This window comes from Kitasatospora sp. NPDC058170 (genome assembly GCF_042883905.1).
Lineage (GTDB): Bacteria > Actinomycetota > Actinomycetes > Streptomycetales > Streptomycetaceae > Kitasatospora.
In genome coordinates this window covers 117,090-143,534 of the sequence record NZ_JBHVUV010000005.1, presented here as the reverse complement: position 1 = coordinate 143,534, position 26,445 = coordinate 117,090, and the positions used below count along the sequence as shown (strand labels likewise).

The 26,445-nt window shown below is 73.6% G+C and carries 23 protein-coding genes; 13 read left to right on the top strand and 10 right to left on the bottom strand.

What is annotated here, in order from left to right:
• Positions 1 to 33 precede the first annotated feature (33 nt).
• Entirely contained in the window at positions 34 to 423 is a 390-nt protein-coding gene (locus tag ACFVVX_RS08110) for a DUF3224 domain-containing protein (RefSeq protein ID WP_387942703.1), read from the top strand.
• A gap of 175 nt (positions 424 to 598) precedes the next feature.
• Entirely contained in the window at positions 599 to 1,471 is an 873-nt protein-coding gene (locus ACFVVX_RS08105; protein WP_387942701.1) for a DUF5995 family protein, read from the top strand.
• 6 nt (positions 1,472 to 1,477) lie between these two features.
• Here the strand turns inward: ACFVVX_RS08105 and ACFVVX_RS08100 are convergent, their stop codons facing one another.
• Positions 1,478 to 2,917, bottom strand: coding sequence for a GuaB1 family IMP dehydrogenase-related protein (locus tag ACFVVX_RS08100; RefSeq protein WP_387942699.1), 1,440 nt, complete (start codon positions 2,915 to 2,917; stop codon positions 1,478 to 1,480).
• Positions 2,918 to 3,198: 281 nt separating this feature from the next.
• Between ACFVVX_RS08100 and ACFVVX_RS08095 the strand changes: the two genes are divergently transcribed.
• Both ACFVVX_RS08095 and ACFVVX_RS08090 read left to right on the top strand, forming a co-directional pair.
• A complete protein-coding gene (locus ACFVVX_RS08095; protein ID WP_387942697.1) occupies positions 3,199 to 4,737 on the top strand; it encodes an SDR family NAD(P)-dependent oxidoreductase in 1,539 nt (512 codons plus the stop codon).
• A gap of 47 nt (positions 4,738 to 4,784) precedes the next feature.
• Positions 4,785 to 5,252 carry an NUDIX hydrolase gene (locus tag ACFVVX_RS08090; protein WP_387942695.1) on the top strand — a complete coding sequence of 156 codons (468 nt, stop codon included), beginning with the start codon at positions 4,785 to 4,787 and terminating at the stop codon, positions 5,250 to 5,252.
• Positions 5,253 to 5,285: 33 nt separating this feature from the next.
• On the opposite strand, the gene ACFVVX_RS08085 is transcribed toward ACFVVX_RS08090, so the two are convergent.
• The 3 genes from ACFVVX_RS08085 to ACFVVX_RS08075 are packed head-to-tail and all read right to left on the bottom strand — an operon-like array spanning position 5,286 to position 8,742.
• Entirely contained in the window at positions 5,286 to 7,514 is a 2,229-nt protein-coding gene (locus ACFVVX_RS08085) for an FtsX-like permease family protein (RefSeq protein WP_387942693.1), read from the bottom strand.
• A complete protein-coding gene (locus tag ACFVVX_RS08080) occupies positions 7,511 to 8,221 on the bottom strand; it encodes an ABC transporter ATP-binding protein (RefSeq protein WP_387942691.1) in 711 nt (236 codons plus the stop codon). Before ACFVVX_RS08080 ends, ACFVVX_RS08085 begins: the two co-directional genes overlap by 4 nt.
• Positions 8,218 to 8,742 carry a PadR family transcriptional regulator gene (locus ACFVVX_RS08075; RefSeq protein WP_387942689.1) on the bottom strand — a complete coding sequence of 175 codons (525 nt, stop codon included), beginning with the start codon at positions 8,740 to 8,742 and terminating at the stop codon, positions 8,218 to 8,220. Before ACFVVX_RS08075 ends, ACFVVX_RS08080 begins: the two co-directional genes overlap by 4 nt.
• Positions 8,743 to 9,140: 398 nt before the next feature.
• On the opposite strand from ACFVVX_RS08075, the gene ACFVVX_RS08070 reads away from it, so the two are divergent.
• The gene (locus ACFVVX_RS08070) at positions 9,141 to 9,818 is read left to right on the top strand and encodes a hypothetical protein (protein WP_387942687.1); all 678 of its coding nucleotides are present in this window, start codon (positions 9,141 to 9,143) and stop codon (positions 9,816 to 9,818) included.
• 84 nt (positions 9,819 to 9,902) lie between these two features.
• Positions 9,903 to 10,424 (top strand): GNAT family N-acetyltransferase, encoded by a 522-nt coding sequence (locus ACFVVX_RS08065; RefSeq protein ID WP_387942685.1) that lies wholly within the window; start codon positions 9,903 to 9,905, stop codon positions 10,422 to 10,424.
• A gap of 57 nt (positions 10,425 to 10,481) precedes the next feature.
• Here the strand turns inward: ACFVVX_RS08065 and ACFVVX_RS08060 are convergent, their stop codons facing one another.
• Together ACFVVX_RS08060 and asnB are read right to left on the bottom strand one after the other, a co-directional pair.
• Entirely contained in the window at positions 10,482 to 11,171 is a 690-nt protein-coding gene (locus ACFVVX_RS08060; RefSeq protein WP_387942935.1) for a DUF1275 family protein, read from the bottom strand.
• A gap of 228 nt (positions 11,172 to 11,399) precedes the next feature.
• Positions 11,400 to 13,232 carry an asparagine synthase (glutamine-hydrolyzing) gene (gene asnB / locus ACFVVX_RS08055; protein WP_387942683.1) on the bottom strand — a complete coding sequence of 611 codons (1,833 nt, stop codon included), beginning with the start codon at positions 13,230 to 13,232 and terminating at the stop codon, positions 11,400 to 11,402.
• Positions 13,233 to 13,625: 393 nt separating this feature from the next.
• Here asnB and ACFVVX_RS08050 point away from each other — a divergent pair, with 393 nt between their 5' ends.
• From ACFVVX_RS08050 to ACFVVX_RS08030, 5 genes are all read left to right on the top strand, one after another.
• Positions 13,626 to 14,405, top strand: a complete 780-nt coding sequence (locus ACFVVX_RS08050) for an ABC transporter ATP-binding protein (protein ID WP_387942681.1) — start codon at positions 13,626 to 13,628, stop codon at positions 14,403 to 14,405.
• A complete protein-coding gene (locus tag ACFVVX_RS08045) occupies positions 14,402 to 17,146 on the top strand; it encodes an FtsX-like permease family protein (protein ID WP_387942679.1) in 2,745 nt (914 codons plus the stop codon). Before ACFVVX_RS08050 ends, ACFVVX_RS08045 begins: the two co-directional genes overlap by 4 nt.
• A gap of 692 nt (positions 17,147 to 17,838) precedes the next feature.
• Positions 17,839 to 18,207 (top strand): YciI family protein, encoded by a 369-nt coding sequence (locus ACFVVX_RS08040; RefSeq protein WP_387942677.1) that lies wholly within the window; start codon positions 17,839 to 17,841, stop codon positions 18,205 to 18,207.
• A gap of 83 nt (positions 18,208 to 18,290) precedes the next feature.
• Positions 18,291 to 19,091 carry an SDR family oxidoreductase gene (locus ACFVVX_RS08035; RefSeq protein ID WP_387942675.1) on the top strand — a complete coding sequence of 267 codons (801 nt, stop codon included), beginning with the start codon at positions 18,291 to 18,293 and terminating at the stop codon, positions 19,089 to 19,091.
• A gap of 211 nt (positions 19,092 to 19,302) precedes the next feature.
• Positions 19,303 to 20,823, top strand: coding sequence for an MFS transporter (locus tag ACFVVX_RS08030; RefSeq protein ID WP_387942673.1), 1,521 nt, complete (start codon positions 19,303 to 19,305; stop codon positions 20,821 to 20,823).
• 76 nt (positions 20,824 to 20,899) lie between these two features.
• On the opposite strand, the gene ACFVVX_RS08025 is transcribed toward ACFVVX_RS08030, so the two are convergent.
• The 4 genes from ACFVVX_RS08025 to ACFVVX_RS08010 all read right to left on the bottom strand — a co-directional run bounded on the left by ACFVVX_RS08025 (position 20,900) and on the right by ACFVVX_RS08010 (position 24,488).
• Positions 20,900 to 21,097 carry a ferredoxin gene (locus tag ACFVVX_RS08025; RefSeq protein WP_387942671.1) on the bottom strand — a complete coding sequence of 66 codons (198 nt, stop codon included), beginning with the start codon at positions 21,095 to 21,097 and terminating at the stop codon, positions 20,900 to 20,902.
• An 11-nt stretch (positions 21,098 to 21,108) separates the two neighbouring features.
• Complete coding sequence (locus tag ACFVVX_RS08020; RefSeq protein WP_387942669.1) at positions 21,109 to 22,323, bottom strand: cytochrome P450; 1,215 nt, start codon at positions 22,321 to 22,323, stop codon at positions 21,109 to 21,111.
• A gap of 32 nt (positions 22,324 to 22,355) precedes the next feature.
• A complete protein-coding gene (locus ACFVVX_RS08015) occupies positions 22,356 to 23,504 on the bottom strand; it encodes an acyltransferase family protein (RefSeq protein WP_387942667.1) in 1,149 nt (382 codons plus the stop codon).
• Positions 23,505 to 23,843: 339 nt separating this feature from the next.
• The gene (locus tag ACFVVX_RS08010; protein ID WP_387942665.1) at positions 23,844 to 24,488 is read right to left on the bottom strand and encodes a dihydrofolate reductase family protein; all 645 of its coding nucleotides are present in this window, start codon (positions 24,486 to 24,488) and stop codon (positions 23,844 to 23,846) included.
• 273 nt (positions 24,489 to 24,761) lie between these two features.
• Here ACFVVX_RS08010 and ACFVVX_RS08005 point away from each other — a divergent pair, with 273 nt between their 5' ends.
• Positions 24,762 to 25,124, top strand: coding sequence for a YciI family protein (locus tag ACFVVX_RS08005; protein WP_387942663.1), 363 nt, complete (start codon positions 24,762 to 24,764; stop codon positions 25,122 to 25,124).
• 4 nt (positions 25,125 to 25,128) lie between these two features.
• On the top strand, positions 25,129 to 26,382 hold the full coding sequence (locus tag ACFVVX_RS08000; protein ID WP_387942659.1) for an RNA polymerase sigma factor: 1,254 nt from the start codon (positions 25,129 to 25,131) through the stop codon (positions 26,380 to 26,382).
• Positions 26,383 to 26,445 lie beyond the last annotated feature (63 nt).

Here is a 26,445-nt window from a genome sequence, read left to right as displayed (position 1 = left end):
CCGGGCGCGGGTTGCCTTCGAGGGGACAGAGCCATGGGGAACAAGGCCGGCGGGGCGTTCGAGCTGACCAGCTTCGAGCCGGAGGAGACGGACGAGCAGCCGGGCGCGACGCTCGGCCGGGTCCGGATCACCAAGGACTTCACCGGCGGGATGACGGGCAGCAGCGTGGTGCGGATGCTGTCCGTGCTGGACGGCGCGGGTGCCCCGGCGTCGTACGTGGCGGTGGAGCACTTCACCGGCGAGCTGGAGGGGCGCAAGGGCTCCTTCGCGCTGCAGCACGCCGCGTTCGGCGCCGACGGGGTGGTGATCCAGGTGGTGGCGGGCACGGGTGCGGGTGAGCTGGCGGGGATCACCGGGACGTTCCGGCTGTCCGTCGACGAGGCGGGCGGGCACACCTACGTCCTGGAGTACGAGCTGGGCTGACCACCGACGACTGCCAGGCCTGCCTGGACGAACGGCCTGCCCCGCCGGCCTGGCCCGCCGGGGCCCGCCGGCGGCTCACCCTGACGGGCGCCCGTTCGCGCGGCGGCCCCGGCGTGGGGGCGTGCCGCTGTCACGATGATGCGATCAGTGCACGATCGACATCGGAGTGTGGCGCATGCCGGGTGCAGCGGTGCGGGCGGGGAGCGCGATCGCCGGGGTCGACGCGGTGATCGGCCGGCTGCGGGACATCGGGGCCGGCCTGCCCGGGGACGACGGCGTGGCGGTGTTCAACGCGATGTACCTCACCGTCACCGAGCTGGTCCGCCACCGCCTCGGACAGCCGTGCTTCGCCGACCCGGCCGCGATGGCCGAGCTGGACGCGGTGTTCGCCGGGCGCTACCTGCTGGCGGTGGACGCGGTCGGGGCCGGGCGGCGGCCGCCCGCCTGCTGGCGGCCGCTGTTCGAGCTGCGCGCGCACCCGGGCATCCACCCGGTGCAGTTCGCGCTGGCCGGCATGAACGCCCACATCCAGCACGACCTGCCGCTGGCGGTGGTCGAGACCTGCGACCGGCTCGGCTGCGAGCCGCAGGCGCTGGCCGCGGACTACCGGCGGATCGGCGAGCTGCTGGCGGAGGTGGAGACGGCCGTCCGGGAGCGGCTGATGCCCGGGCCGGACGTGCTGGAGCTCGCCGAGCCGCTGACGCACCTGGTCGGCGCCTGGACGGTCGACGCCGCCCGGGACGCGGCCTGGGCGAGCGTTGTCGCCCTGCGGGCGCTGCACGGGGTACCGCTCGCGGCCCGGGCGCTCACCGCCGCGCTGGACGGCTCGGTCGGACTGCTCGGCCGCGCCCTGCTCACACCGCTGGGCCTGCACGGCCGGGGCGGACCGCACGACCGGCACCCCGAACCGGGCCACCACCAGCCCCCGGGCGACGGCCACACTCGCCCTCAAGGCCACAGCCACAGCCACGGCCACGGCCACGGCCACGGCCACAGCACAACGGCCGGCCGGCTCCCCGAGGCGAGGAACCGGCCGGCCGTGAGCTGATCGGGATCAGGCCCAGCTGGAGTGCAGCGGCTTGCCCTCGGCGTAGCCGGCGGCGCTCTGGACGCCGACCACGGCCTTCTCGTGGAACTCCTCCAGGCTGGAGGCGCCCGCGTAGGTGCAGGAGCTGCGCACGCCCGCGACGATCGAGTCGATCAGGTCCTCGACGCCCGGGCGGGCCGGGTCGACGAACATCCGGGAGTGCGAGATGCCCTCCTCGAACAGCGCCTTGCGGGCCCGGTCGTACGCGGAGTCCTGGGACGTGCGGTTGCTCACCGCGCGCGCCGAGGCCATCCCGAAGCTCTCCTTGTACTGGCGGCCGTCGGCGGTGGTCTGCAGGTCGCCGGGCGACTCGAAGGTGCCGGCGAACCAGGACCCGATCATCACGTTGGAGGCGCCGGCGGCCAGCGCCATCGCGACGTCGCGCGGGTGGCGGACCCCGCCGTCGGCCCAGACGTGCTTGCCGAGCCGGCGCGCCTCGGCGGCGCACTCCAGGACGGCGGAGAACTGCGGGCGGCCGACGCCGGTCATCATCCGGGTGGTGCACATCGCGCCGGGGCCGACACCGACCTTGAGGATGTCGGCGCCCGCCTCCACCAGGTCGCGGACGCCCGCGGCGGAGACCACGTTGCCGGCCACGATCGGGATCTGCGGGTCCAGCCCGCGCACCGCGCGCAGGGCGCTGATCATCGACTCCTGGTGGCCGTGCGCGGTGTCGACGACCAGCACGTCGGCGCCGGCCTCGACCAGGGCCTTGGCCTTGCCGGCCACGTCGCCGTTGATGCCGACGGTGGCCGCGACCCGCAGCCGGCCCTCGGTGTCCACGGCCGGGGTGTAGAGGGTGGCGCGCAGCGCGTTCTTGCGGGTCAGCAGGCCGACCAGGCGGCCCTCGCCGTCGATCACGGGGGCGAGCTTGCGGTGCGCCTCGCTCAGCCTGTCGAAGGCGGCGCGCGGGTCGATGCCCTGGTCCAGCAGCAGCAGGTCGCGGGACATCACGTCGGTGAGGCTGGTGAAGCGGTCGACGCCCTGGCAGTCGGAGTCGGTGACCACGCCGATCGGCTTGCCGTCCTCGACCACGACCAGCGCGCCGTGGGCCCGCTTGGGCAGCAGCGAGAGGGCTTCGGCGACGGTGGCGCCGGGGCCGAGCGTGATCGCGGTGTCGTGCACCAGGTGGCGCTGCTTGACCCAGCCGATGACGTCGGCGATGACCTCGGTCGGGATGTCCTGCGGGATGGCGACCAGGCCGCCGCGGCGGGCGACGGTCTCGGCCATCCGGCGGCCGGCGATGGCGGTCATGTTGGCCACGACGAGCGGGATGGTCGTGCCGGTGCCGTCGTTCGACGAGAGGTCGACGCCCTGCCGGGAGCCCACGGCGGAGCGGCTGGGGACCATGAAGACGTCGTCGTACGTGAGGTCGTACGAGGGCTTGAGGTCGTTCAGGAAGCGCATGAAATGGGGCTCTCTGGCTGGGAGAAGGTACACCTCGGGTGCGGTAGCGGCGATGCCGCGGGGCGCACTCGGGCGCCCCGCACCCAACATTCGATTCTCCGGCACCCCGGAGGCAAAAGCCAGTTCGAACACGATTGCTGGTGCAGTACACAAAGCATGATCATCGGATCGCCGTCAGGACTGGAGGTTCCTCCAAGCGATCGGCTTTTCGCCCCCGCCACCCCCGCTCCCGTAGCATTCACGCGGTAACGGCGGTGGCAACAGGGAAGCGGCAAACAGGCATGACGGCGGGCGTGGACATCCAGCAGGACCCCATCACGGACAGCGCGAACCGTGCGGACGGCGACGGCATCGAGACCGCCGAGGAGATCGACTTCGGCCCGGGGCTCGACCCGGAGCGGCTGAAGCTCTGCCTCGACGTGATCGCCGAGCTGGACGAGCTGCACGTCGACCACCCGGACGCGATCACCGTCCGCCAGGCCGTCGGCGGCATATTCCGCACCCTCAAGCAGCGCCGCCGCCAGGAGACCCGGGCCCGCAAGACCGCCAACGACCGCGAGGTCACCGCCCGGACGGCGACCGGCGCACCGACCCGGATCGACGACGAGACGGCCGGCGCCTTCGGCCTGACCACCGTCACCACCACCGAGATCGCCGGGATCCTGGAGCGCCCGCGCTCCTGCTACACGTGCAAGCAGCGGTACGTCGAGGTGGACGCGTTCTACCACAACCTCTGCCAGAGCTGCGCCGTGAAGAACCGCGCCCGCCGCGACGCGCGCGCCGACCTCACCGGCAAGCGCGCGCTGCTCACCGGCGGCCGCGCCAAGATCGGCATGTACATCGCGCTGATGCTGCTGCGCGACGGCGCCCACACCACCATCACCACCCGCTTCCCCAACGACGCGATCCGCCGCTTCACCGCGATGCCGGACAGCGCCGACTGGCTGCACCGGCTGAAGATCATCGGGATCGACCTGCGCGACCCGGCCCAGGTCCTGGCACTGGCCGACGAGGTCGCCGCCGACGGTCCGCTGGACATCCTGATCAACAACGCCGCGCAGACCGTGCGGCGCCCGCCGGAGTCCTACCGCGAGCTGGTCAACGCCGAGTCCGCGCCGCTGCCGGCCGGCGAGCTCCCGCAGTCCACCACCATCGGCCGGTTCGGCAGCGGCAGCGTCGACCTGCCCGCCCTCCCCGCACAGGCCGACGGCGGCGCCGAGCGGATCTCCGCCGCCGACGTCACCTCGCTCGCGCTGGTCACCGGCTCCGCCACCCCCGCCCGGATCGAGGCCGGCACCGCGATCGACGCGGGCGGCCTGGTGCCCGACCTCGCCCCCACCAACAGCTGGGTGCAGACCGTCAACGAGGTCGGCCCGGTGGAGCTGCTGGAGGTCCAGCTCTGCAACTCCACCGCGCCGTTCATCCTGATCAGCCGACTGCGCCCGGCGATGGCGGCCTCCGCCTCCCGCCGCAAGTACGTGGTCAACGTCTCCGCGATGGAGGGCGTGTTCCAGCGCGGCTACAAGGGCGCCGGCCACCCGCACACCAACATGGCCAAGGCCGCGCTGAACATGCTCACCCGCACCAGCGCGCAGGAGATGTTCGAGACCGACGGCATCCTGATGACCGCCGTGGACACCGGCTGGATCACCGACGAGCGGCCGCACCCGGACAAGATGCGGCTGGCCGACGAGGGCTTCCACGCCCCGCTCGACCTGGTCGACGGCGCGGCCCGGGTCTACGACCCGATCGTGCGCGGCGAGCAGGGCGAGGACCTGTTCGGCTGCTTCCTGAAGGACTTCGACCGCGCGGCCTGGTGACGGCCGCACCACCCGACGGGCCGCCGCGCCCGGGGAGGAGTACCGGGGTGACCACCGGGGTGACCACCGCGCCCATGCTCGGCGCGGGCGTGATCGTGCCCACCGGGGACGGCCGGGTCCTGCTCGGCCGCCGCACCGCGGCCGGCGAGCCGCCGACCTGGAGCCTGCCCGGCGGCAAGGTCGACCAGCCGGGCGAGTCCTTCGAGCAGGCGGCGGCCCGGGAGCTGGCCGAGGAGACCGGCATCGTGCTCCCGGCCGACGCGATGCGGGTGCTGGCCGTCCTGCTCGACCACGAGCTGGGCCGGCCCCGGCTGACCGCCGCCGTGCTCGCCCCGCCGAGCCTGGCGCCCGCGCTGGTCACCGAGCCGCACTCCTGCGCCGGCTGGGAGCGGTTCGCCGTCGACCGGCTGCCCGCGCCGATGTTCTACCCGTCCGCGCTGGTCCTCGGCAGCTGGCTGACGGACCACCCCTCGGCGGCGCGGGCCGGGACGTACGCGTACCCCGTCTCCGGTTAGGTCCGGAGATGGGGTACGCGGCCCGGGGCGCGGTCAGCCGTTGCGGGCCGCCTCCGGTCCGGTGATCCGCTTCAGCAGCGGGAGCGTCGAGGCGATGATCCCGAGCGAGGCCGCCAGGCCGGCCAGCACCAGGCCGAAGTACACCGCGCCCGGCGACACCAGGTCGTAGTCCATCTGCGACTTCAGGAACATCGCCGCCGCGGCGAAGCCCGTACCGGTCGCGATCACCGCCACCACCAGCAGCGGCAGCGCGCTCTCCAGACCGATCACCCGCTGCAGCAGGCGCAGCGGCGCACCGGTGAGCCGCAGCATCGCGAACGGCCGCTTGCGGTCGGACAGGCCCGCGACCACGCTCACCGCCAGGCTGCAGCCGGCGATCGGCAGGGTGGTCAGCAGCACCACGTTGGCCAGCTGCCGCCAGCCGGCGAGCTCCTTCTGCGCGGTGGAGCCCCAGTCACCGACCGTCCGGGCCTGGTGGTGCGGGTAGGCCTTGGTGAGCACCGTCCGGGTCTGCTCCAGGGCGGCCGTGGACCCGTCGGTGGTGACGTAGACGGTCTGCACGGGCAGCTTGGCGAGCTCCTCCGCGGAGATCGGCGCGGCCGGCCACTCCCGGTCCTCGTTGGACTCCAGGTCGAAGAAGGCGTACGGCTGGACGGCTCCGACGGCGGCTCCGGCCGGGCAGTGGCCGACCACCGGGGTCGTCGCCAGCTCGGAGCAGAGCACCAGGCTCGGCTGGAACTGCCGGGTCTCCCCCGGGGCCCTGCCGATCCCGTCCGGGTTGGCGTGGGCCACGGCCAGGCTGCGGAACCCCGGCACCGTCCGCAGGTCCGCGACGACCCGGTCCGACAGGGCGTCCGTCATCGGCGGCTCACCGACCCTCGCGCCGTGCTCGACCGCGGCACGGGTCTGCGGGACGCCGCTGAGCGTGCCGCGGTTCTCGTTGATGGTGCCGATGATGCAGACCGTCGCCGTGGTGACGAAGAGGGCGAGGACGAGGCCGGCGACCGAGCGGAAGCCCGCCTTGGGGTCGTCCGCGAGGCGCCGGACGGCGATCAGCATGGCCGGGCGGCTGGTGCGCCGGGCGACGCCCCGGGCGGCGGCCATGGTGAGCCAGGGACCGGCGACCACCAGGCCGAGCATGATCATCAGGAAGCCGGTCAGATAGGCCGCCGTCTGCGCGTCGGTGTCGGCGGGGCGCCGGTCGACGAAGTAGGCGAGCTCGGCGAGGCCGGCCAGCAGCAGGACCACCCGCCAGGCGCTCGGCGGCTTCGGGGTGACCCGGCGGGTGACGCCCAGCGGCGAGATGGTGACCCGCCGCAGCGCCAGCCGGGCCGCGACCGCGGCCGCCACCGGGACGCCCAGGGCCACCGCCACCGCCTGGAGCGGGGTGAGCACCAGGTCGTCGGCGAAGAACCGGTCGCCGGTGAACGGGATGGTCGCCACCAGCGGGCGCAGCGCGGCGTAGAGGCCGAAGCCGACCACCGTCCCCACCGCGGCTGCGACCGTGGACTCGACGGCGGAGATCACCGAGACCTGCCCCGGGGTGGCGCCGACCAGCCGCATCGCGGCGTAGCGCTGCTCCCGGGTGGCGGCGGAGAGCCGGGTGGCGGTGCCGATGAAGATGACCACCGGGAAGATCAGTGCGCCGGCCACCACGGAGAGGATCAGCGTCATGGCGTCGCCACGCACGCCCCGGCCCGGGCAGTCGTCCTCGCAGACGGCCGGCAGGGCCGTGGCGATGGTGGTGATCTGCCTGGCCCCGTCCAGGTCCTTGAGCTCGTCGGGGGTGCGGCCGATCACCGCGTACAGCGAGTCCGGGGACGGCAGTGCCTCGTTGCCGAGGACTCCGGCCAGCCGGCCGGGGAAGCGGTCCCCGAGCTCCACGGCGGGGGTCTCGCGCAGCAGTTGGGCGAGCGCCGACGAGGCGTAGTACTCGCCGGGCTTGGGGACGCCGGTCAGTCCGGGCGGGACGGGCGCGGTCGGGCCGGTGGCGGCGACGTCGACCTCGAGGATCTGCCTGCCGCCGTAGTAGTCGTTGTGGCCCCACCACCAGAGCGGGTCCACCTGCGCCGTCTCGGTGCGGCTGGCCGCGCCGCTGTTGGTCCACAACTGCCGCTCGTTGGCCTTGTCGACGGCGTTGATGCTGGCCAGCGTGGAGAGCAGCAGGCCGACCCCGACCGCCACCGCGGCGGCGATGATGAGCAGCCGGGCGACGGCCTGCCGGCCGCCGCTGACGGCGAGGCGGAGCGAGAAGCGGATCACGAGGCGACCCGCTCGGCCGCGTGGTCCGCGAAGGGCTCCGCCGGGAACGAGGTGGCCCTGCCGTCCCGGACGATCGCCTCGCGGTCCGCGTAGGAGGCGACCCGGGGCTCGTGGGTGACCAGGATGACGGTGGTGCCCTGCTCACGGGCGGCGCCGACCATCAGCTCCATCACCTGCTCGCCGGTGAGCGAGTCCAGCGCACCCGTCGGCTCGTCGGCGAACAGCACCTGGGGCCGTGCCACCAGGCCGCGGGCGAGCGCGACGCGCTGCGCCTGACCGCCCGACAGCTCGCCGGAGCGGCGCTGCTCCATGCCGTCCAGGCCGAGCCGGGCGAACCAGGGCCGGGCCTCGGCCAGCGCGGCCGCCCGCCGGGTGCCGCTCAGCAGCAGCGGCAGGGCGACGTTCTCCTCGGCGGTCAGCTCGGGGACGAGCTGGCCGAACTGGAAGACGAAGCCGAACCGGTCGCGGCGCAGGGCGCTGCGCTGGGCCTCGCCCATGGTGTCGACCCGCTGCCCGTCGAAGCGGACCTCGCCGGAGTCGGGGGTGAGGATGCCGGCCAGGCAGTGCAGCAGCGTCGACTTGCCGGAGCCGCTGGGGCCCATGATGGCGAGCACCTCTCCGGCGTGGACCGCCAGGCTGGCGCCGCGCAGGGCCGGGGTCTCGCCGAAGGCGAGCGTGATGTCGCGGGCCTCGATCAGCGGCGTCATGCCCGCACCGCCTCGGCGAGCGCGTCCAGGCGGGCGGTGGTCAGGTCGATCCAGCGCAAGTCGGCCTCCAGGTGGAACAGTCCGTGGTCGGCGAGCAGGGCGTCGACCAGCTCCCCCTTACGGCGCAGGTCGGTCAGTTCGCGCATCCGCCGCATGTGGGCGGCGCGCTGGGTGTCGAGGTACACCTCGGCGTCGCGGCCGAGCATCAGCGCCAGCACGACCTTGGTGAACAGCACCGTCTGCAGGTTGGGTTCGGGCGAGACGGGCTCGGTCAGCCAGTGCTCGAACTCCGTCACACCGGCGTCGGTGATCACGTAGCGCTTGCGCTCCGGCCCGTCGCCGGGCTCGGCCTCGCCGGGCACCACCTTGCCGTCGCGGGCCAGTCGGCCGAGCGTGGCGTAGACCTGGCCGTAGGGCAGGGGCTTGCCCCGTCCGAAGAAGGCGTCGTAGTCGCGCTTGAGGTCGTAGCCATGGCTCGACTCTCGCTCCAGCAGCCCCAGAAGGGTCAAAGGAACACTCATGAGATGACCATACATCAGAGATATACTCTGAGTGTATAGCTGGCGAGAATAGGCCGCTGAGCTGGGGTGATTCACGATTCCCCCGCGAGTGATGCCGACCCGGGACAGGCGGGAGCCGGAGGCGGCCCCATGTCCGCCCCCGGCTCCGCGCCGTGGTCCGGCAGGCCCCCACAGCCGGCCGGCCCGTGCCGCGCCCCGGCACAAAGGGCGCGATCGGGACCAGCCTGCCCTCCCGCACCCTCCCCCGCCGAGGGCCGAACGTCCCGGTCCCGCGCGGCCGGCCCGGCGGCACCGGTCCGCCCTGCCCTTGTGCCCGGGCCGGGAGCGGAGGGAGATTGGGACCGACGCCCGGCGGACGCCACCGCCCGGGCGCTGAACACCCGTGAGGAGGCAGCGCGTTGCCCAGCACACCCCACCCGCCCCGACCCGCCTCGCGGCCCCGCCGGGCCGCCCGGCAACTCCGGCGGACCGTCGGCTCCCGCAGCGATCCCCTGGTCCGGCCGGTGGACCGGGCCCGCGGCCGGGCCCTGCTCGCCGCCGCGCTCGGCCTGCTGCTCGCACTGCTCACCGCCACGGGCGCCGCGCTGCTCGCCCACCGGCTCACCGACCGGCACGCCGCGGCCGACCGGGCGCGGCTGCACCGGGTGGAGGCCGTCCTCCTCACCGACCCCCGGCACGCCGCCGCCGCGGCCGGCCGCCGGGCGGGCGGGTACGGGAACCGCGCCGACGTCGAGGCCGCCTGGACCTCCCCCGACGGGCAGCCGCGCACCGGGACCCTCACGGTGCCCCGGACCGCCCGGACCGGGGACACCGTCACCGCCTGGGTGGACGGGGCCGGCGCTCCCGCCGACGCGCCGGCCACCCCGACCGGACTCGTCGTCGACGCCGTCTGCACCGGCCTGTTCGCCCTCGTCGGCCTCACCGGCCTGGTCGGCGGCGGCCTGGCCCTGCGGCTGCGGGTGCTCGACCGCCGGGCGGAGCTGGCGTGGCAGCGCTCCTGGGCCCGGCTGGAACCCGGCTGGAGCGGCCGCACCAGCCACCACCGCCCGGGCCCGGGCGGCCCGCCGGAGACGTAGCGACGTACTACCGGCTACCGGCACCGCCCGCGGTTTCGACGGGCCCCGACCACAGTCACCGCACCCACCCCCAGGAGACCGATCGTGTTCCGCACCGAGCGACTGACCGCCCGACTCTGGGAGGACGGCGACGAGCAGCGCGCCTACGACATCTACTCCCGCTGGGAGGTCATGCGCTGGCTCGGCGCCCGGCCCCGCGCGCTGGAGTCCCCCACCGAGGTACCCGCCCTGATCGCCCGTTGGCGGGAGCGGTCCGCCGACCCCCGCTACGGGGTGTGGGCGCTGGAGCGGCACGACAGCGGCGAGGTCGTGGGCTCGGTCCTGCTCGTCCCGCTGCCCGACGGCGACGGCCGCACCGAGGAGGGCCGGGTCGAGGTCGGCTGGCACCTGCACCCGGACTCCTGGGGCCACGGCTTCGCCACCGAGGCCGCCCGCGGCGCGCTCGCCAAGGGCTTCGCGGAGGGCCTCACCGGCATCCACGCCGTCGTCCGCCCGGACAACGGGCCCTCGGCCGCGGTCTGCCGCCGCCTCGGCATGGCCCCGCTCGGGCGCACCGACCGCTGGTACGGCGTCGAGATGGAGGCCTTCCTGGCCACCCGCCCCTGATCCCTCCACGCCTGGGCTCAGGTCCCGGCTCCGCGGCTGGGCCCTCCGTTCCTGGGCTCAGGCCCCCGGCGGGCGGGTCCAGGCGGGATCGGGTGCGCCCGGGCGGGCGGCGCAGGCGCGGCGGGTGAGCACGGCGACCGCGACCACCAGGGCGAGTGCCACCACCAGCGCGGTGGTCACGCTCACGTGCAGGACGAGCAGGGCGCCGAGCAGCGCGCCGGTGAACATCGAGACCGCCGAGGCGATCCGGCGCAGGCCCGCGCGGTCGGCGGCCAGGGCCGTCAGGGTCATGGTGAGCACGGTGGTGGTCAGGTCGGGCACCCTGAGGTGACGCACGACCGCGTTCTGCAGGCCGACCGCGAAGGCCAGCAGGGCGATCAGGGTGTGGCGGACCGGGGTGGCGCCGTGGCCGACCACGGCCTCCAGCACCACGGCGGCCGCCACCAGCCCCGCCTGGACCGCCATCGCGGCGACCAGGGTCCGGCCCCGGTGGACGGGCCGGCGCTCGCAGAAGCGGCCGCCCGCGAGGGCGCCCGCCAGGAAGGCGGCCAGCGCCGTGAGCGAGGAGGTCGCGGACAGGCCCGCCGTGCCGGCCAGCGCGAAGCCCAGGAAGATGACGTTCCCGGTCATGTTGGCGACGAACACGTGGCCGAGCGCGAGGAAGCTGACCGCGTCCACCGTGCCGGTGCCGAGGGTGAGCAGCAACAGCATCGGCACCAACGGACCGTGGCGCTCGGGCGTCACCATCCGCCGTACCCCGGCCGACCACCTGCGCTCCACCACGCGTCCTCCCGTCGTGCGCCCCCGGGGATCCCCGGCACCCCGTTCTACGCTCCGCGGGCCGGGTCGGGCGAGCGCCGCCCGGGCGCGTCGCGTCCGTCCTGCGGGCGCCGGCGCCGGTCGCACCCGGTCCGACGTGCGGGGCCTCCGCGCCCTGGGATCGCGGGATCGCCGGCTCGCGGAGGCCGCCGCAGGTCAGAAGGCGAGCGCGGGGCGGTGGTGGTCCAGCCAGAGGGCGAGGTCGACCACCCGCTCCAGTCGCAGCCGGTGGCCCCACTGCAGCTGGTCGGCCGGGGTGTCGAGGCTGGCCTTGATGACGGTCTCGTCGGCGATGTCGCGCACGTGCGGCGCGTCCAGCGCCTCGCGGGCGAGCTGCTGCAGGCCGCTGTTGTAGTCGGCGTGGTGGGTGGCCGGGTAGTGGTTCTTGGGGCGCCAGAGCACCGAGTCGGGGGCCAGGCCCTGGCCGGTGGCGCGCAGCAGGCTCTTCTCCCGGCCGTCGTAACTCTTCATCGCCCAGGGGGCGTTGAAGGCGTACTCGACGAGCCGGTGGTCGCAGTAGGGCACCCGTACCTCCAGGCCCTGGGCCATCGACAGGCGGTCCTTGCGGTGCAGCAGCTGGCGCAGCCAGCGGGTCAGCGAGAGGTGCTGCATCTCGCGCTGCCGGTGTTCGGCGGGGCTCTCGTCGTCCAGGTGGGGGACGGCGGCGAGCGCGCTGCGGTAGGTGTCGTCGCGGAACTCGCCGATCCGCAGGTGGGCGGCGAGGTCCGGGTTGATCGGCATGGCGGCCTCGTCGCCGGTGACCAGCAGCCACGGGAAGGTCTGCGCGGCGAGCGCCTTGGGGTTGTGGAACCACGGGTAGCCGCCGAACACCTCGTCCGCGGCCTCGCCCGAGAGGGCGACGGTGGAGTGCTTGCGGATCTCGCCGAACAGCAGGTAGAGCGAGGTGTCCATGTCGCCGACGCCGATCGGCGAGTCGCGCGAGACGACGACGGCCCGGCGGTGCTCGATGTCGAGCAGGGTGCGCGGGTCGAGGACGACGGTGGAGTGGTCGCTGCCGATGAAGGCCCCGGCCTCGGCGGCGAACGGGGTGTCGTGGCCGGTGCGCAGCACGTCGCCGGTGAACTGCTCGGCCTGGTCGCTGTAGTCGACGGCGTAGGAGCGCAGCCGGGCCTCGGGGCCCTCGGCGAGGCGGAGTTCGTCGGCGACCAGGGCGGTGACGACGGTGGAGTCCAGGCCGCCGGAGAGCAGGCTGCAGAGCGGGACGTCGGCCTCCAGCTGGGCCCGGGCGGCGCGGTTGACCAGCGAGCGGACCTGCTCGACGGTGGTGTCCAGGTCGTCGGTGTGCGGGCGGGCTTGGAGCTCCCAGTAGCGGCGCTCGCGGACGCCGCCGCGGTCGAGGACGAGCAGGGCGCCGGGGTGGACCTCGCGCACGCCGGCCCAGACGGTGGGTCCGGTGTTGAAGAGCAGGCTGTAGGCCTCGCGCAGTCCGTCGGCGTCCACGGTCGGGGTGAGGCCGGGGTGCGCGAAGAGCGCCTTGGGCTCGGAGCCGAAGACCAGTCCGCCGTCGACCTCGGCCCAGAACAGCGGTTTGACGCCGAGTCGGTCGCGGACCAGCAGCAGCCGTTCGGCGCGCTCGTCCCAGATCGCGAAGGCGTACATGCCCTCCAGCCGGTCGACCAGGGCGTCGCCCCATTCCTGGTAGGCGCGCAGCACCACCTCGGTGTCGCTGCGGGTCGCGAACCGGTGTCCCCTGGCCTGGAGTTCGGCGCGCAGCTGGTGGTGGTTGTAGACCTCGCCGCTGTAGGTCAGCACCGTTGCGGGGTCGTCCCGGACGTCGGCCATGGGCTGGGCGCCGCCGTCGAGGTCGATGACGGACAGTCGCCGGTGGCCGAGGGCCGCGTGCGGGCCGATCCAGACCCCTCCTGCGTCGGGCCCGCGCAGGGCCATGGTCGCGGTCATCGCCTCGATGACGGGGGCGCTTTGGCGGACGTCCTGGTGGAAGGACACCCAGCCGGTGATTCCGCACATGTGCGTGCACTCCTTGTGGCGGGCCTGTGACGGGCCTTGTGGCGGGTCGGACCGTGGGTGGAGCCGGCGGGGCACGCGGGTCGGTGTCCGGCCCCGGGTGGCCCGGGCCGGCGCCGCCGCCCGGAGGTGCCCGATCCACCAGTCGGGCGGCGGCCGCCCGGGGTTCCAGCCGTTCGGACGGTTTTCCGTCGGCCGCCCGCCCGTTCGGCCAGAGCCCCCCGCCGAGGCCGCCGCCGAGGCCGCCGCAGGCCCTCTCCCGGCCGGACCCCGCGGCGACGGAATTCCGCGGCGACCCGGAACCGGGGGCTGACTAGTCACCGTCCTGCATATATAGTCACCCGACATATGCAGTCCGCCTGAACGAGGGTCGGACCACGAAACTGAGGGGGAAGTGTGTCCCACACCGATCCGACCGGCCGTTCCGGACGTACCAGCAACACCGTGCTGCACCTGGACAACGTCACCCGGGTCCACGGCCAGGGCGCGTCCGAGGTGCAGGCACTGCGCGGCATCGACCTGTTGGTGCACCCGGGCGAGTTCGTCGCCGTGATGGGCCCGTCCGGCTCCGGCAAGTCCACCCTGCTGACGCTGGCGGGCGGCCTGGACAGCCCGAGCACCGGCCAGGTCCTGGTCGAGGGCACCGCCCTCGGCGGGCTGAGCCGCCGGAAGCTGGCCGCGGTCCGCTGCCGCTCGATCGGCTACGTCTTCCAGGACTACAACCTGATCCCGGCCCTCACCGCCGCGGAGAACATCACGCTGCCCCGCGAGCTCGACGGCGCCTCCGGCCGCTCGGTGCGCCGCGAGGCCCTCGCCGCCCTGAAGGAGCTCGGGATCCCCGAGCTCGCCGACCGCTTCCCCGACGACATGTCCGGCGGCCAGCAGCAGCGCGTGGCCATCGCCCGCGCCCTGATCGGCGAGCGCCGCCTGCTGCTCGCCGACGAGCCCACCGGCGCCCTCGACTCCGCCACCGGCGAGGCCGTCCTCGCCGTCCTGCGCGCCCGCTGCAACGCCGGTGCCGCCGCGGTGATGGTCACCCACGAGGCGGCCCACGCCGCCTGGGCCGACCGCGTGGTCTACCTGCGCGACGGCCTGATCGTGAACGAGAGCATGAACGTCACCCCCGACGCGTCGGCGCGGCTCGGCGGCTACGGGCAGAGCGGGGTGACCCGGTGAAGCTCAGTGCCGTCAGGGTCGCCCTGCGCATCGCCCGCCGCGACGCCCTGCGCGCCAAGGGCCGCAGCGCCCTCGTCGTCGCCATGGTCGCGCTGCCCGTCCTCGGCGTCGCCGGCGCCGACATCGTCCACCGCAGCGGCCAGCTCACCCCCACCGAGCGGGTCGAGCGGCTGATGGGCGGCTCCGACGCCCTGATCAGCAGCTTCTCGCTCGGCCGGACGATCGAGCAGGCGCCGTTCGCCGAGGACGGCACCCTCGTCACCCAGGTCCCGCAGGGCAAGGCCGCCACGCCCGAGGAGACCAGGAGCGCGAGCACCGACCCCGCCGCCCTGGTCACCGGGTTGCTGCCCAAGGGCAGCACCCTCATCGGCGCCCGGCCCGGCCCGGAGGCGAGCGCCGGCTCCCGCGAGGGCCTGCTGCGCACCACCACGACCGAGGCCGACCTGACCAACCCGGTGTGGACCGGACGGCTCGACCTGGTCGACGGGCGCGTCCCCAGCGCCCCGCACGAGGCGGCCGTCACCCGGGCCTTCCTCGACCGGTCCGGCCTCGCGCTCGGCGGCTCCACCGCGCTCAAGGGCCTGGAGAAGACCCCCTTCACCATCACCGGCGTCATCGAGCACCCCGACGACCTGCGGAAGGTCGAGCTCGTCGGCCGCCCCGGAGAGCTGATCGACCCGCTCGCCGCGAGCGAGGCCGCCGCGAAGACCGCGCCCTCCGAGGCCCCGCCGGCCAAGCAGACCTGGCTGGTCAAGCTCCCGGCCGGCGCCACGATCGACTGGGCCAAGGTCCAGGAGTTCAACCGGTACGGCTACACCGTCACCTCGCGCGCCATCGCCCTCGACCCGCCCGCCCGGTCGGCCGTCCCCTACTTCGAGCACGCCTTCCGGTACGCCGAGACGTCCGCCCCGGACACCACCAAGCTCGCGGTGGGCACCGTCACCGGCATGGCGCTGCTGGAGGTCGCCCTGCTGGCCGGCCCCGCCTTCGCGGTCGGCGCCCGCCGCTCGCGCCGCCAGCTCGCCCTGCTCGGCGCCGCCGGCGGCAACCGCGCCCATGTCGGCGCGGTGGTGCTCGGCGCCGGGGTCGTCCTCGGACTGGCCGGCGCCCTCGCGGGTGTCGTCCTCGGCACCGGTCTGGTCGCGCTGCTGCGGCCGTGGATCGAGCGGGCCGGCGGCAGCCGCTTCGGCCACTTCGCCGTGCCGCCGGTCGACCTGCTGGCCATCGCCGGCATCGGCCTGTTCACCGCCCTGCTGGCCGCCGCGCTGCCCGCCGTGCAGGCGGCCCGGCGCAGCGTCACCGCGGGCCTCAGCGGCCGCGACACCGTCCGCCCGCCGAACCGCTGGACCACCCTGCTCGGCGTGCTGATGCTGCTCGGCGGCGGCGCGCTCGCCCTGTTCGGCGCCGTCACCCGCACCGGTGTGCCGGGCGAACCGGTGGCCGGCGGGTTCGACGCCCGCACCCTCGCGGTGCTGGGCGGCGCCGCCACCGCCGAACTCGGCCTGCTCGCCTGCACCCCGCTGCTGGTCTCGCTCTTCGGGCGGCTCGCCCGCCACCTCCCGATCGGGCCCCGACTCGCCCTGCGCGACTCGGCCCGCCACCGCTCCCGGACCGCCCCCGCCGTCGCGGCGGTGATGGCCGCCGTCGCCGGCTCCGTCGCCGTCGGCCTCTACACCAGCGGCATGGACGCCGAGGGCCGCCACGACTACCGCCCGCAGACCCCGAACGGAGCCGTCACGCTGACGGTGGTCGGCAAGGCCCCCGAACTGCCGCAGCTGCGCAGTGCGATGGAGCAGGAGATGCCGGGCCTCGGCGCCCGCGCCGACCTCTACCAGGCCGTCTACCGGTTCTGCGACAACTGCTCCAGCACCGTCAACCTCAAGGGCGGCGAGCCGGCGACGAAGCGCTGGGTCGACCCGGGGAAGCTGGTCGTCGGCGACGCGGCCGTGCTGCACAACCAGTTCGGCGTGCAGGACCAGGCCGCCGAGCAGGCGCTCGCCGCGGGCAAGGCCGTCGTGTTCGACCGTGCGTACCTGCACGACGGCAAGGCCGTGCTCGAACTGCGCGGCAGCGGCGGGGCGACCAAGCCCGGCGAGGCCCCCAAGCCCGAGCTCCAGGAGGTCGGTGTGGAGGCGGTGCTGGTCGAGAACGCGTCGGCCGCCCGCTTCGGCTCCGGCCTGGTGGGCCCGGCCACCGTCCAGAAGGCCGGGCTCAGCCCCGAGCCCACCGGCTCGGTGTGGCTGCCCGCCACGCCGCCGGACGACCGGACGCAGCAGCGTGCCGAGGCCGCGACGGCCCGGCTGGACCGGCTCGCCCGGCTGGAGGTGGAGCGCGGCTACCAGCCGAAGGACGACCTGATGTCCCTCGCGCTGACCGGCTTCGCCGCCCTGGTGGTGCTCGGCGCCGCCGGCATCGCGACCGGCCTGGCGGCCGCCGACTCCCGGCAGGACCAGGCGACGCTGGCCGCGGTCGGCGCCCCGCCCCTGATCCGCCGCACCCTGGCCGCCCTGCAGTGTGCGCTGATCGCCTTCCTCGGGGGTGTGCTGGGCACGGTCAGCGGGTTCGTCCCGGCCCTGGGCCTGCTGCGGTCGAGGACCCTCAACCTGGGCATGCAGGGGGCCCTGGAGGCCGCGCCCTGGGGGACGATCGGGCTCATGCTGCTGGGCCTGCCGATCGTCGCCGGGCTGGCGGCCGCGGCGCTGACGCGCTCGCGGGTACCGCTGGTGCGACGCGCCTCCTGACACCGGGTCGGCCGCGTCGGGCCGTTCGACCGCGCCGCCTCCGCAGGCTTTCCGCCGCGGGGGCGGCGCGGTCGTGTCCGCAGGCCCACCGTTCCGGGGGCGGCGGTCGCGGGGTGCGGCGCGATGGCCGGGACAGAATCGGGACAGTCTGACGATCATCTGATGATCGGGGGCGAAGTAGCGTGCTGTCACCGCCCACTGAGGTCATGTCAACCCACCGGAGAAGAAGGCCATGCCGCCCCGCCGCACCGCACGACCCGTCCGCCGGGCGTGCTGCCTTCTCCCGGCCCCCGCGGAGGTCTCCGCCCCCTGACCACGGTGGCCCGACAGGGGCCGTGCCGCCGGGGGGCGGCACGGCCCTTCCGTCGGGCCACCGTGCCCGCCCCGGCACCGACCGCGGCGACCTCGCCGGAGGCCGCCCTCGACGTGTTCCGGCAGGTCAGCGCCGGGCCGATGCTCCGCCACGGCGGTGGATTCCGGCCGGGAGTGCACAGCACGGTCGGAGAAGCCCGCCGGGATCCGGGCGGCCGATACTGGGCTCACCCGGTCCGGCGAGTCCACCGCGGAGCGGACGCCGGCGGTCCGGTTGGGCCGGGAAAAAGTTTTTCGCGACCATGTCGAGAACGGCGCATCGGCGCCGACGAACAAGTAGAGGGGCGCCGCGGGCGTCTCACGTCGCAAGGAGCGGAACCATGAAGTACCTCATCATGATGTACCCGAACGCCGATGTCCTGGCCGCGCTGTCCGAGGACGAGCGCAACGCCGTCTTCCAGGGTCACGGCGGGTTCATGGAGAAGATCAAGGCGACCGGCGAGTTCGTCGGGACCCTGGCCCTGGCCGGCCACGACCAGAGCGCTGTGGTGCGTGTTCGCGGCGGCGTGCCCGCGGTGACGGACGGCCCGTTCGCCGAGGCCAAGGAGTACGTCGGCGGCGCGTACATCATCGAGGCCAAGGACCTGGCGCGCGCCCACGAGATCGCCGCGATGATCCCGGACGCCGCGGTCGAGGGCCTGGGCATCGAGGTCCGGCCGATCGTCTACAGCGAGGGCGCGTCCGTCTGAGCACCTGCCCGGGGGCCGCGAGGCCCCCGGGCTCCCCTTTTTCCTTCGGCACTCCGTGCGCCCCGCATCGAGAGGACGGACACATGGACGAACACATCGAGGTTCCGGAGCTGCTCCGCGACAAGGTCGTCGTCGTGTCGGGTGTGGGCGCCGGGCTCGGCCGGACGCTCGCCGTGCGGTGCGCCCGGGCCGGCGCCGACGTGGTGCTCGCGGCGCGCACCTCCTCCTACCTCGACGACGTGGCCAAGGCCGTCGAGGAGACCGGGCGCCGCGCCCTGGCGGTACCCACCGACATCACCGATCCGGCCGCCGCCGAAGCGCTCGTCGCCGCGACCCTCGCCGAGTTCGGCCGGGTCGACACCCTGGTCAACAACGCACTGGTGGAGCCGCCGCACACGGAGCTCGCCGACACCGAGCTGGACGACATCCGCCTCGGCATGGAGGTCAGCGTCTACGCGGCGCTGCGGCTCTCGAAGCTGTTCACCCCGGCGCTGCGCGACAGCCGCGGCTCGATCGTGATGATCAACTCGTCGGTCCTGCGGCACTCCAAGCGCGCCTGCGGCGCCTACAAGATCGCCAAGTCGGGGCTGCTCGCGGCGGCCCAGATCCTCGCCACCGAGCTGGGCCCGGAGGGCATCCGGGTGAACACCGTGGCGCCGGGACCGATGTGGACCGACAAGGTGAAGGACTTCATCGGGGAGCTCTCCGCCATGCGCGGCCTGTCGGTCGAGGAGGGCTACGCGGAGGTGGCCGCCGACATGGACCTGCGCCGGCTGCAGACGCCGGAGGAGACCTCCGACGTGGTGATCTTCCTCGCCTCGCACCTGGCACGCGCCGTCACGGGCCACACCTTCGACGTCAACTGCGGCGAGTACCACCACTGACCTCGCCACGGACCTGACACCGGCTGCCGACCCGATCGGCAGCCGGTGATCCGTTTTTCGGGCAGCAGTACCGGGGCCGGGGCCCGTCCGAGCGGCGCGGCGGCCCGCGCGGAGAAGTTTCGCGGAAAAGTTCCCCGAACCGGCGCAAGAATCGGTCCGCTGTCTCGACAACGTAGTGAGCGACATTCCGAAATGAGCGAAAGGACGGGCCATGTCCGTCACTACAGCGGAGACAGACCTCCCACGCACGTCTGCGCGGCCCTGGCTGGCACTCGCGATCCTCGCACTGCCGACGCTACTGGTCGCGCTCGACTCGAACGTCCTGTTCCTGGCGCTGCCCAGGCTCACCGCCGAACTCGGCGCCAGCAACGTCCAGCAGCTGTGGGTCACCGACGCCTACGCCTTCATGGTGGCCGGCCTGGTGATCACCATGGGCACGATCGGAGACCGGATCGGGCGCCGCCGGCTCCTGATGGCGGGCATGGCGCTGTTCGCCCTGGCCTCGCTGGCCTGCGCCTGGGCGACCAGCCCGATGATGCTGATCGTGGCGCGCGGCGTGCAGGGCATCGCGGGCGCGACGCTGATGCCCTCCACCCTCGCGCTGATCACCAACATCTTCCGCGACGACAAGCAGCGCGGGAAGGCCATCTCGATCTGGGCCACCTGCACCTTCACGGGCGCGGCGCTCGGGCCCGTGCTCGGCGGCGTGCTGCTGGTGCCGTTCTGGTGGGGCGCGGTGTTCCTGCTGGCCATCCCGGTCGCGGCGGTGGTGCTGATCGCCGGTCCGCTGGTGATCCCGGAGTTCCGCCCCGAGCAGGCGCGGCGCCTGGACCTCGTCAGCGTCGTGCTCTCCCTGCTCGCGATCCTGCCGGTGGTGTACGCGATCAAGGTGCTCTCGCTGGGCAACGGGAGCGTCCTGTCCGGCCTGGTGCCGCTGGCCGTCGGCCTGGTGTTCGGCGTCGTGTTCGTGCGCCGTCAGCTCTCGGGCGACGACCCGCTGCTCGACGTGCGGCTCTTCGCGAACAGCTCCTTCACCCTGATCCTGACCGCCCTGGCGCTGGCCGGGATGATCCTGGCGGGCACCGCCCTCAACGTCACCCAGCTGCTGCAGACGGTGCTCGGCTACTCCCCGCTGGCCTCGGCCATGTGGTTCGTCCCGATGGGGCTCTGCATGGCGGTGGGGACGATGTCCACGCCCGCCCTGCTGCGTTCGATCCAGCCGCGGACCGCGATCATCGGCGGCATGCTCCTCTCCGCGGTCGGCGCGGCGGTGCTGATCGGGGTCAACGGCGACCACGGCGCCTGGCCGATCGTGCTCGGCACCGCGGTCATCGGCCTGGGAGCCGGTCCGATGTTCGCGCTCGGCATCGGTCTGGTGGTGGGATCGGTGCCCCCGGAGCGCGCGGGTTCGGCCGCCTCGATGGCCGAGACCGCGAACTACCTCGGCGGTGCGCTCGGCCTGGCGGTCCTCGGCACGATCGGCTCCGCGGTCTACAGCAACGGCATGAGCGGGATCGGCTCCGAACGCGCACAGGAGACGGTCGCCGGCGCCGCCGACGAGGCCGCGCAGCTCGGGGCCGACGCCTCCGCGGCGCTGCTGAAGACGGCGCACGCGGCGTTCGTGGACGGTCTGAACACCGTCGCCGCCGTGTCCGCCGGGGTCTTCGTCCTGCTGGCGCTGCTGGCGGGGATCTACTTCCAGCGGGCGAGCCGCGGCGCCACCGGCGACTGACCCGGCGGCACCCCGGTACGACGAGGCCGGCGCGGGACCTTCGGGGGTCCCGCGCCGGCCTTGTCGTCACCTGGTGTCAGTGCTCGACCAGGGAGAGCGTGCGCGTCGGGCAGTCGTCGACCGCCGCCCGCGCGCCGTCCAGCTGGGCGCCCGCGACCCGGTCGACCAGTACCACCACCGTGCCGTCGTGGTCGTCCTGGTCGAACAGCTCCGGCGCGGCGAGGTAGCACCGGCCCGCGCCGATGCAGCGGTCCGGATCGGTACGGATCTGCATGGGTTCCCCCCTCACCAGGTGACCGGCAGCGCGTGCAGGCCGTAGTTGACGTGCTGCTCCTTGAACCGCAGCGCGTCGACGGACTCGACCGCCCGCAGCTCGGGTATGCGTTCGAACAGGGTGGTCAGGGTGACCTCCAGCTCGGTCCGCGCCAGGTGCTGGCCGAGGCACTGGTGTGCGCCGAACCCGAAGGCCAGGCTGCGGTCGACCCGGTCGATGTCGAAGGCGTCCGGGTCCGGGAAGCGCTCCGGATCCCGGTTGGCGCCGACCGTCAGGCCGAGCACGCCCTCGCCAGCCGCGATCCGGACCCCGCCGATCTCGACGTCCTCCAGGGCCACCCGGGAGTTGGCGATCTCGGCGATGGTGAAGTAGCGCAGCAGCTCGTCGACCGCCGCCGGCCAGCGCGACGGGTCGGCCATCAGGGACTTGCGCAGCACCGGGCGGTCGAGGAGCAGCATGGCGCCCAGGCCGATGACGTTCGCGATGGTCTCGTGGCCGGCCATCAGCAGCATGAAGGCCATGCCCACCAGGTCGCGGTGGTCGGGAACGCCCGGCTCGCCGCGCCGCGCCGCCAGCCGGCCGATCAGGTCGTCGGTCGGCTCCCGCTCCTTGTCGGTGACCAACTTGTCCATGTAGCCCATGAGTTCAGCGGTGGCGCGGCCGCCGGCCTCGGGGGTGGTGGCATTCATCAGGATGAACGAGGTCCGCAGGAAGAACGCGCGGTCGGCGAAGGGGACGCCGATCAGTTCGCAGATCACCAGCAGCGGCACCGGGTTGGCGAAGGCCTCGATGAGGTCGACGGGGCGGGGCCCGGCCAGCAGCCGGTCGACGTACTCGTCGGTGATCTCCTGGATCCGGGGCCGCAGGCGGCTGATGCTGCGGGGGGTGAAGTCGGCGGCCACCGCGCGTCGGGCCGAGGTGTGCTCGGGCGGGTCCATCCCGACCAGCGAGGTGGAGAACTCGGGCGCGGGGACCTGGTGGTCCATCATCAGCGGGTACCCCGGGCGGCGCAGGTCGGAGCTGAACCGGTCGTCGCCCAGCATCGCCTTGACGTCTTCGTAGCGCGTCGCGGCCCAGGCGAGCTTTCCGCTGGGCAGCCTGATCTTGCCGAGGGTCGGTCGCTCGCGCAGGTCCCGGTACCCCTCCGGCAGGGTGTACGGGCAGGTCCTGGGCATCGGATAGGACGGGGGCTCGGGATACTGGGTCGGGTCGGCCGCGTCGGCCATGGCTTCCTCCGATGGTGACTGGTGAGGGTCAGTCAGGTCTGGGGCTGGGGCTCAGACTTCGGACGGTTGGGCGCGGGGCGGGGCGCCGGGCGGCTCCACCGGCGCATGGCGGGCACCTCGACGGTCTTGTGCAGCACCCAGGCGAGCGCGACACAGAGGGCGTAGAGGCCGATGATGAACAGGATGGCGACGGGCGTGCTGAACGCCGTCGGGGTGTAGGAGTGCGCGTAGCCCACCAGGTCACCCGCGAACGCCGCGTGCACCGCGAACATCACGGTGATGTGGATGATGTAGAAGGCGAAGGACAGTTCCCCGAGCCACACCATGAAGGGCGTGCTGAGGATCGTGCGGCGGCCGGACTGGTCCCGGACGGCCAGGGCGCCGATCAGCAGCGCGGCCGGGACGGGGTAGAACGCCGCGATCCCGAAGGGGATGGGCAGGTGGTACAGCAGGAGGAAGGCCGCGAGGTTCAGCAGGACGGCCGGCATGATCCGGATCCTCGGCCACCGCCCGGAGGCGATGATCCGGGCCAGGAACATGCCGATCACGAAGTCGATCGACCGGACGGGCGGGAAGAAGTACAGCGCCCACAGCTGGGGCCAGGATCCGGCGGGGTAGAACTGGCTCGGCGGGAACCCCGAGAGCAGCGGGTAGCTGATCACCGGGAGCAGGATGGCGGTCGCACCGAGACCGATGATCCAGGACCACAGCGCCCGGTAGCTGAGCCGCCGCACGAACCGGAGCAGCAGCGGGAACATCGCGTAGCAGAGCAGTTCCACCGCGAGCGTCCAGGTCGCGCCGTTGAACTGGTACATGATCAGGTTCTGGGAGGGCCACCAGTTCTGCACCAGGAAGAGGTTGGCGATGGCCGGCCCCCACCTGATCGTCTCGCCCGCGGCGGCGAACTGGCTCAGGGCGATGACCGCGATCAGGACGTGGGCGGGGCCGATGCGCACCATTCTGCGCCGCCAGAAGCCGACCGCCGTCTGGCCCGGCTTGGCCGACCAGGTGAGCACGAATCCGCTGAGGACGAAGAAGAACGAGACCGCGAGGAATCCGATGCGCCCGTTGCCCGTCAGGGTGTTGAAGACGGAGAGCGGGTCCGGGTCCGAGAAGGCTCCGAGGACGAGCGCGTGACTGGCGAAGACGAAGACGACGGCGACGGCCCGCAGGCCCTCCAACGACGGCAGTGTTGCCGCTCGGGCAGGTAACGGCGAGTTCATGGGAATCCTCTTTCTCCGTGGTGGGGAACGGCCGGGTGGTGGAATCCGATCTTTCGCTGGGCGGGTGGCGCCGCGCGACGCCACTCGCAGGTACGTCGGACCCGGGAAAGGGAATTCGACATCGTCATTTCTTCCAACGTGCTACTCCTCGGACGCCTGTCGGGGCGCCCTGACGGACCGACGGCTGTGGCCGGGGCCGAAGCCCCGGCCACGGACCGGCGGTTGTTGCGGCTGCGTGTTCGAGTAATGCGTTCGAGTGGTGCCGAAGTGGTGTGTTCGATCGGTGCGGGGCGGTGGTCACCGCCGCCAGAACAGGAGGTGGGTGACTCCGCTGGAGCTGGGCACCGTGTCGAGGTGGTAGCGGTCGAGCAGCTCGGTGTGGCTCTTCCAGAGCTGCTCCCCCCGACCGAGGTCGACGGGCGCGACGGCGAAGTGCATCGTGTCGACCAGGTCGGCGTCGATGAACTCGCGGACGGTGGTGACTCCCCCGCTGATGCGCACGTCCCGGTCCCCGGCGGCCTTCTGTGCCTCCTCCAGCGCCTCGGCCGGCTTCGCGTCGATGAAGTGGAAGGTGGTGTCGGCCAGGGTGAAGGACGGGCGCTCGTAGTGGGTGAGCACGAAGACCGGCGCGTGGAACGGCGGGTTCGCGCCCCACCACCCCTTCCACTCGTGGTTCTCCCAGGGACCGCGCTGGGGGCCGAACTTGTTGCGCCCCATGATCACCGCGCCCGGCGGGCGGGCGTGGTCGCGGGTCAGGTAGTCGTCCAGGCCGCGGGTGCCGCCGGGGTCGGTGCGGTTGACCCAACTCGCGGTGGCACCGGCCCAGGAGAAGAGGGGCCCGGGGTCCGCGTGGCCGAAGGGCCGTTCCAGGGACTGCCCCTCACCCGTACCGAACCCGTCCCGTGACACGTTGAAGCACTGCACCCTCACCAGCTGCGACATGCCTTCCACACCTTTCCTCGGGGGGCGATCCGGCCACCCGTACGGTCCGGCGCCCGCGCCTCCCAACGACCGTCGCGCAGGCGGGGGCACGCGGTCGTGGACCGTCCGGGTGACCGCGCCCCGCCGGAGCCGGCAGGCGCCGGGCCCGGTGATGGTCCGAAAACCCGGGCGAAGTGCAGTGGGCTCGGCTTGGATGTCGAGGGAGGGCCGCCCGCGGCGACGTCTCAGGTACAGGGCACCAGCCGGTCGCGCAAGGGATCAAGGAATGATGAGATGAAGTACATGCTGCTGATCCACATGAACCCGGTAGTCTGGGACGGTCTGTCCGAGAGAGAGCGGAACGCCGTTTTCTCCGAACACGCCACCTTTCAGCAGGACATCCTCGACTCCGGTGAGATGGTGATGACCCAGGCCCTCGCCGATCCGTCCAGCAGCGCCACGGTCAGGGTCCGCGGCGGCCGGCCCGCGGTCACCGACGGCCCGTACCTGGAGGCCAAGGAGTTCCTCACCGGCTACTACCTGGTCGACTGCGAGTCCAGGGAGCGCGCGGTCGAACTGGCCGGACGGATCCCCGAGGCCCGGTACACCGGCATCGAGGTCCGCCAGGTCGTCTTCGAAGCCGATACCGAGAGTTGAGCCGATGAACCGTGACGCCCGGGTCGAGGATCTGCTCCGATCGCTGGCACCGCAGGTCCTCGGCGCGGTCGTCCGCCGCTACGGGCACTTCGATGCCTGCGAGGAGGCCGTCCAGGACGCGCTGCTGGCCGCCGCCGTCCAGTGGCCCGACCAGGGCGTCCCCAACAACCCCCGGGCGTGGCTGATCACCGTGGCCGCCCGCCGGGTGATCGACGGACTGCGCAGCGAGCAGGCCCGCCAGCGCCGGGAGGCCACCGCCGCCGCGCTCACCCCGGCCGACGAGACGGTCACACCCGGCCCGGGCGAGGAGCCCAAGGCGGCCGAGCAGGACGACATGCTCACCCTGCTGTTCCTGTGCTGCCACCCCTCGCTCACACCCGGCTCGCAGGTCGCGCTCACCCTCCGGGCCGTCGGGGGTCTGACCACCGCGCAGATCGCACACGCGTTCCTCGTCCCCGAGTCGACCATGGCCCAGCGGATCAGCCGGGCCAAGCAGCGGATCAAGGCCACCGGGCTGCCGTTCCGGATGCCGCCGCAGAGCGAGCGCACGGAACGGCTGGCGGTCGTGCTCCAGGTGCTCTACCTGGTCTTCAACGAGGGCTACACCACCACCAGCGGCCCCGACCTCCAGCAGCCCGAACTCGCCCGCGAGGCCATCCGGCTGAACCGCGAGCTGCACCGGCTGCTGCCCGAGGAGGGCGAGGTCGCGGGCCTGCTGGCGCTGATGCTGCTGACCGACGCCCGCCGTCCGGCCCGCACCCGGCCCGACGGCAGCCTCGTCCCGCTCGCCGAGCAGGACCGCTCCCGCTGGGACCAGACCGCGCTCAAGGAGGGGCTGGCGCTGATCGCCGAGACCCTCCCGCGGATGGTGGCGGGGCCGTACCAGGTGCAGGCGGCCATCGCGGCGGTGCACGGCGAGGCCGCGCACGCCGAGGACACCGACTGGCCGCAGATCATGGCCCTGTACGAGGTGCTGGAGCAGATGTCCCCCGGCCCGATGGTGACGCTCAACCACGCGGTCGCCCGCGCGATGGTCCAGGGCCCGGCGGCCGGGCTCGAACTGCTGGCGACCCTGGAGTCCGACGGCCGGCTGGAGGGCCACCACCGGCTCGCCGCGGTCCGCGCCCACCTGCTGGAGATGAGCGGGGACCTGACGGCGGCCCGGAACAGCTTCCGGGAGGCCGCCCGGCGTACCGGGAGCATTCCCGAGCGCCGCTACCTGGAGACCCGGGCCGATGCGCTGGACGAGCAGCGGTGACCGACCGCCGGACCACCGGGCCCTGAGGTCCCGGCAGCGGTTCGGGGACCTCAGGGCCCGGCC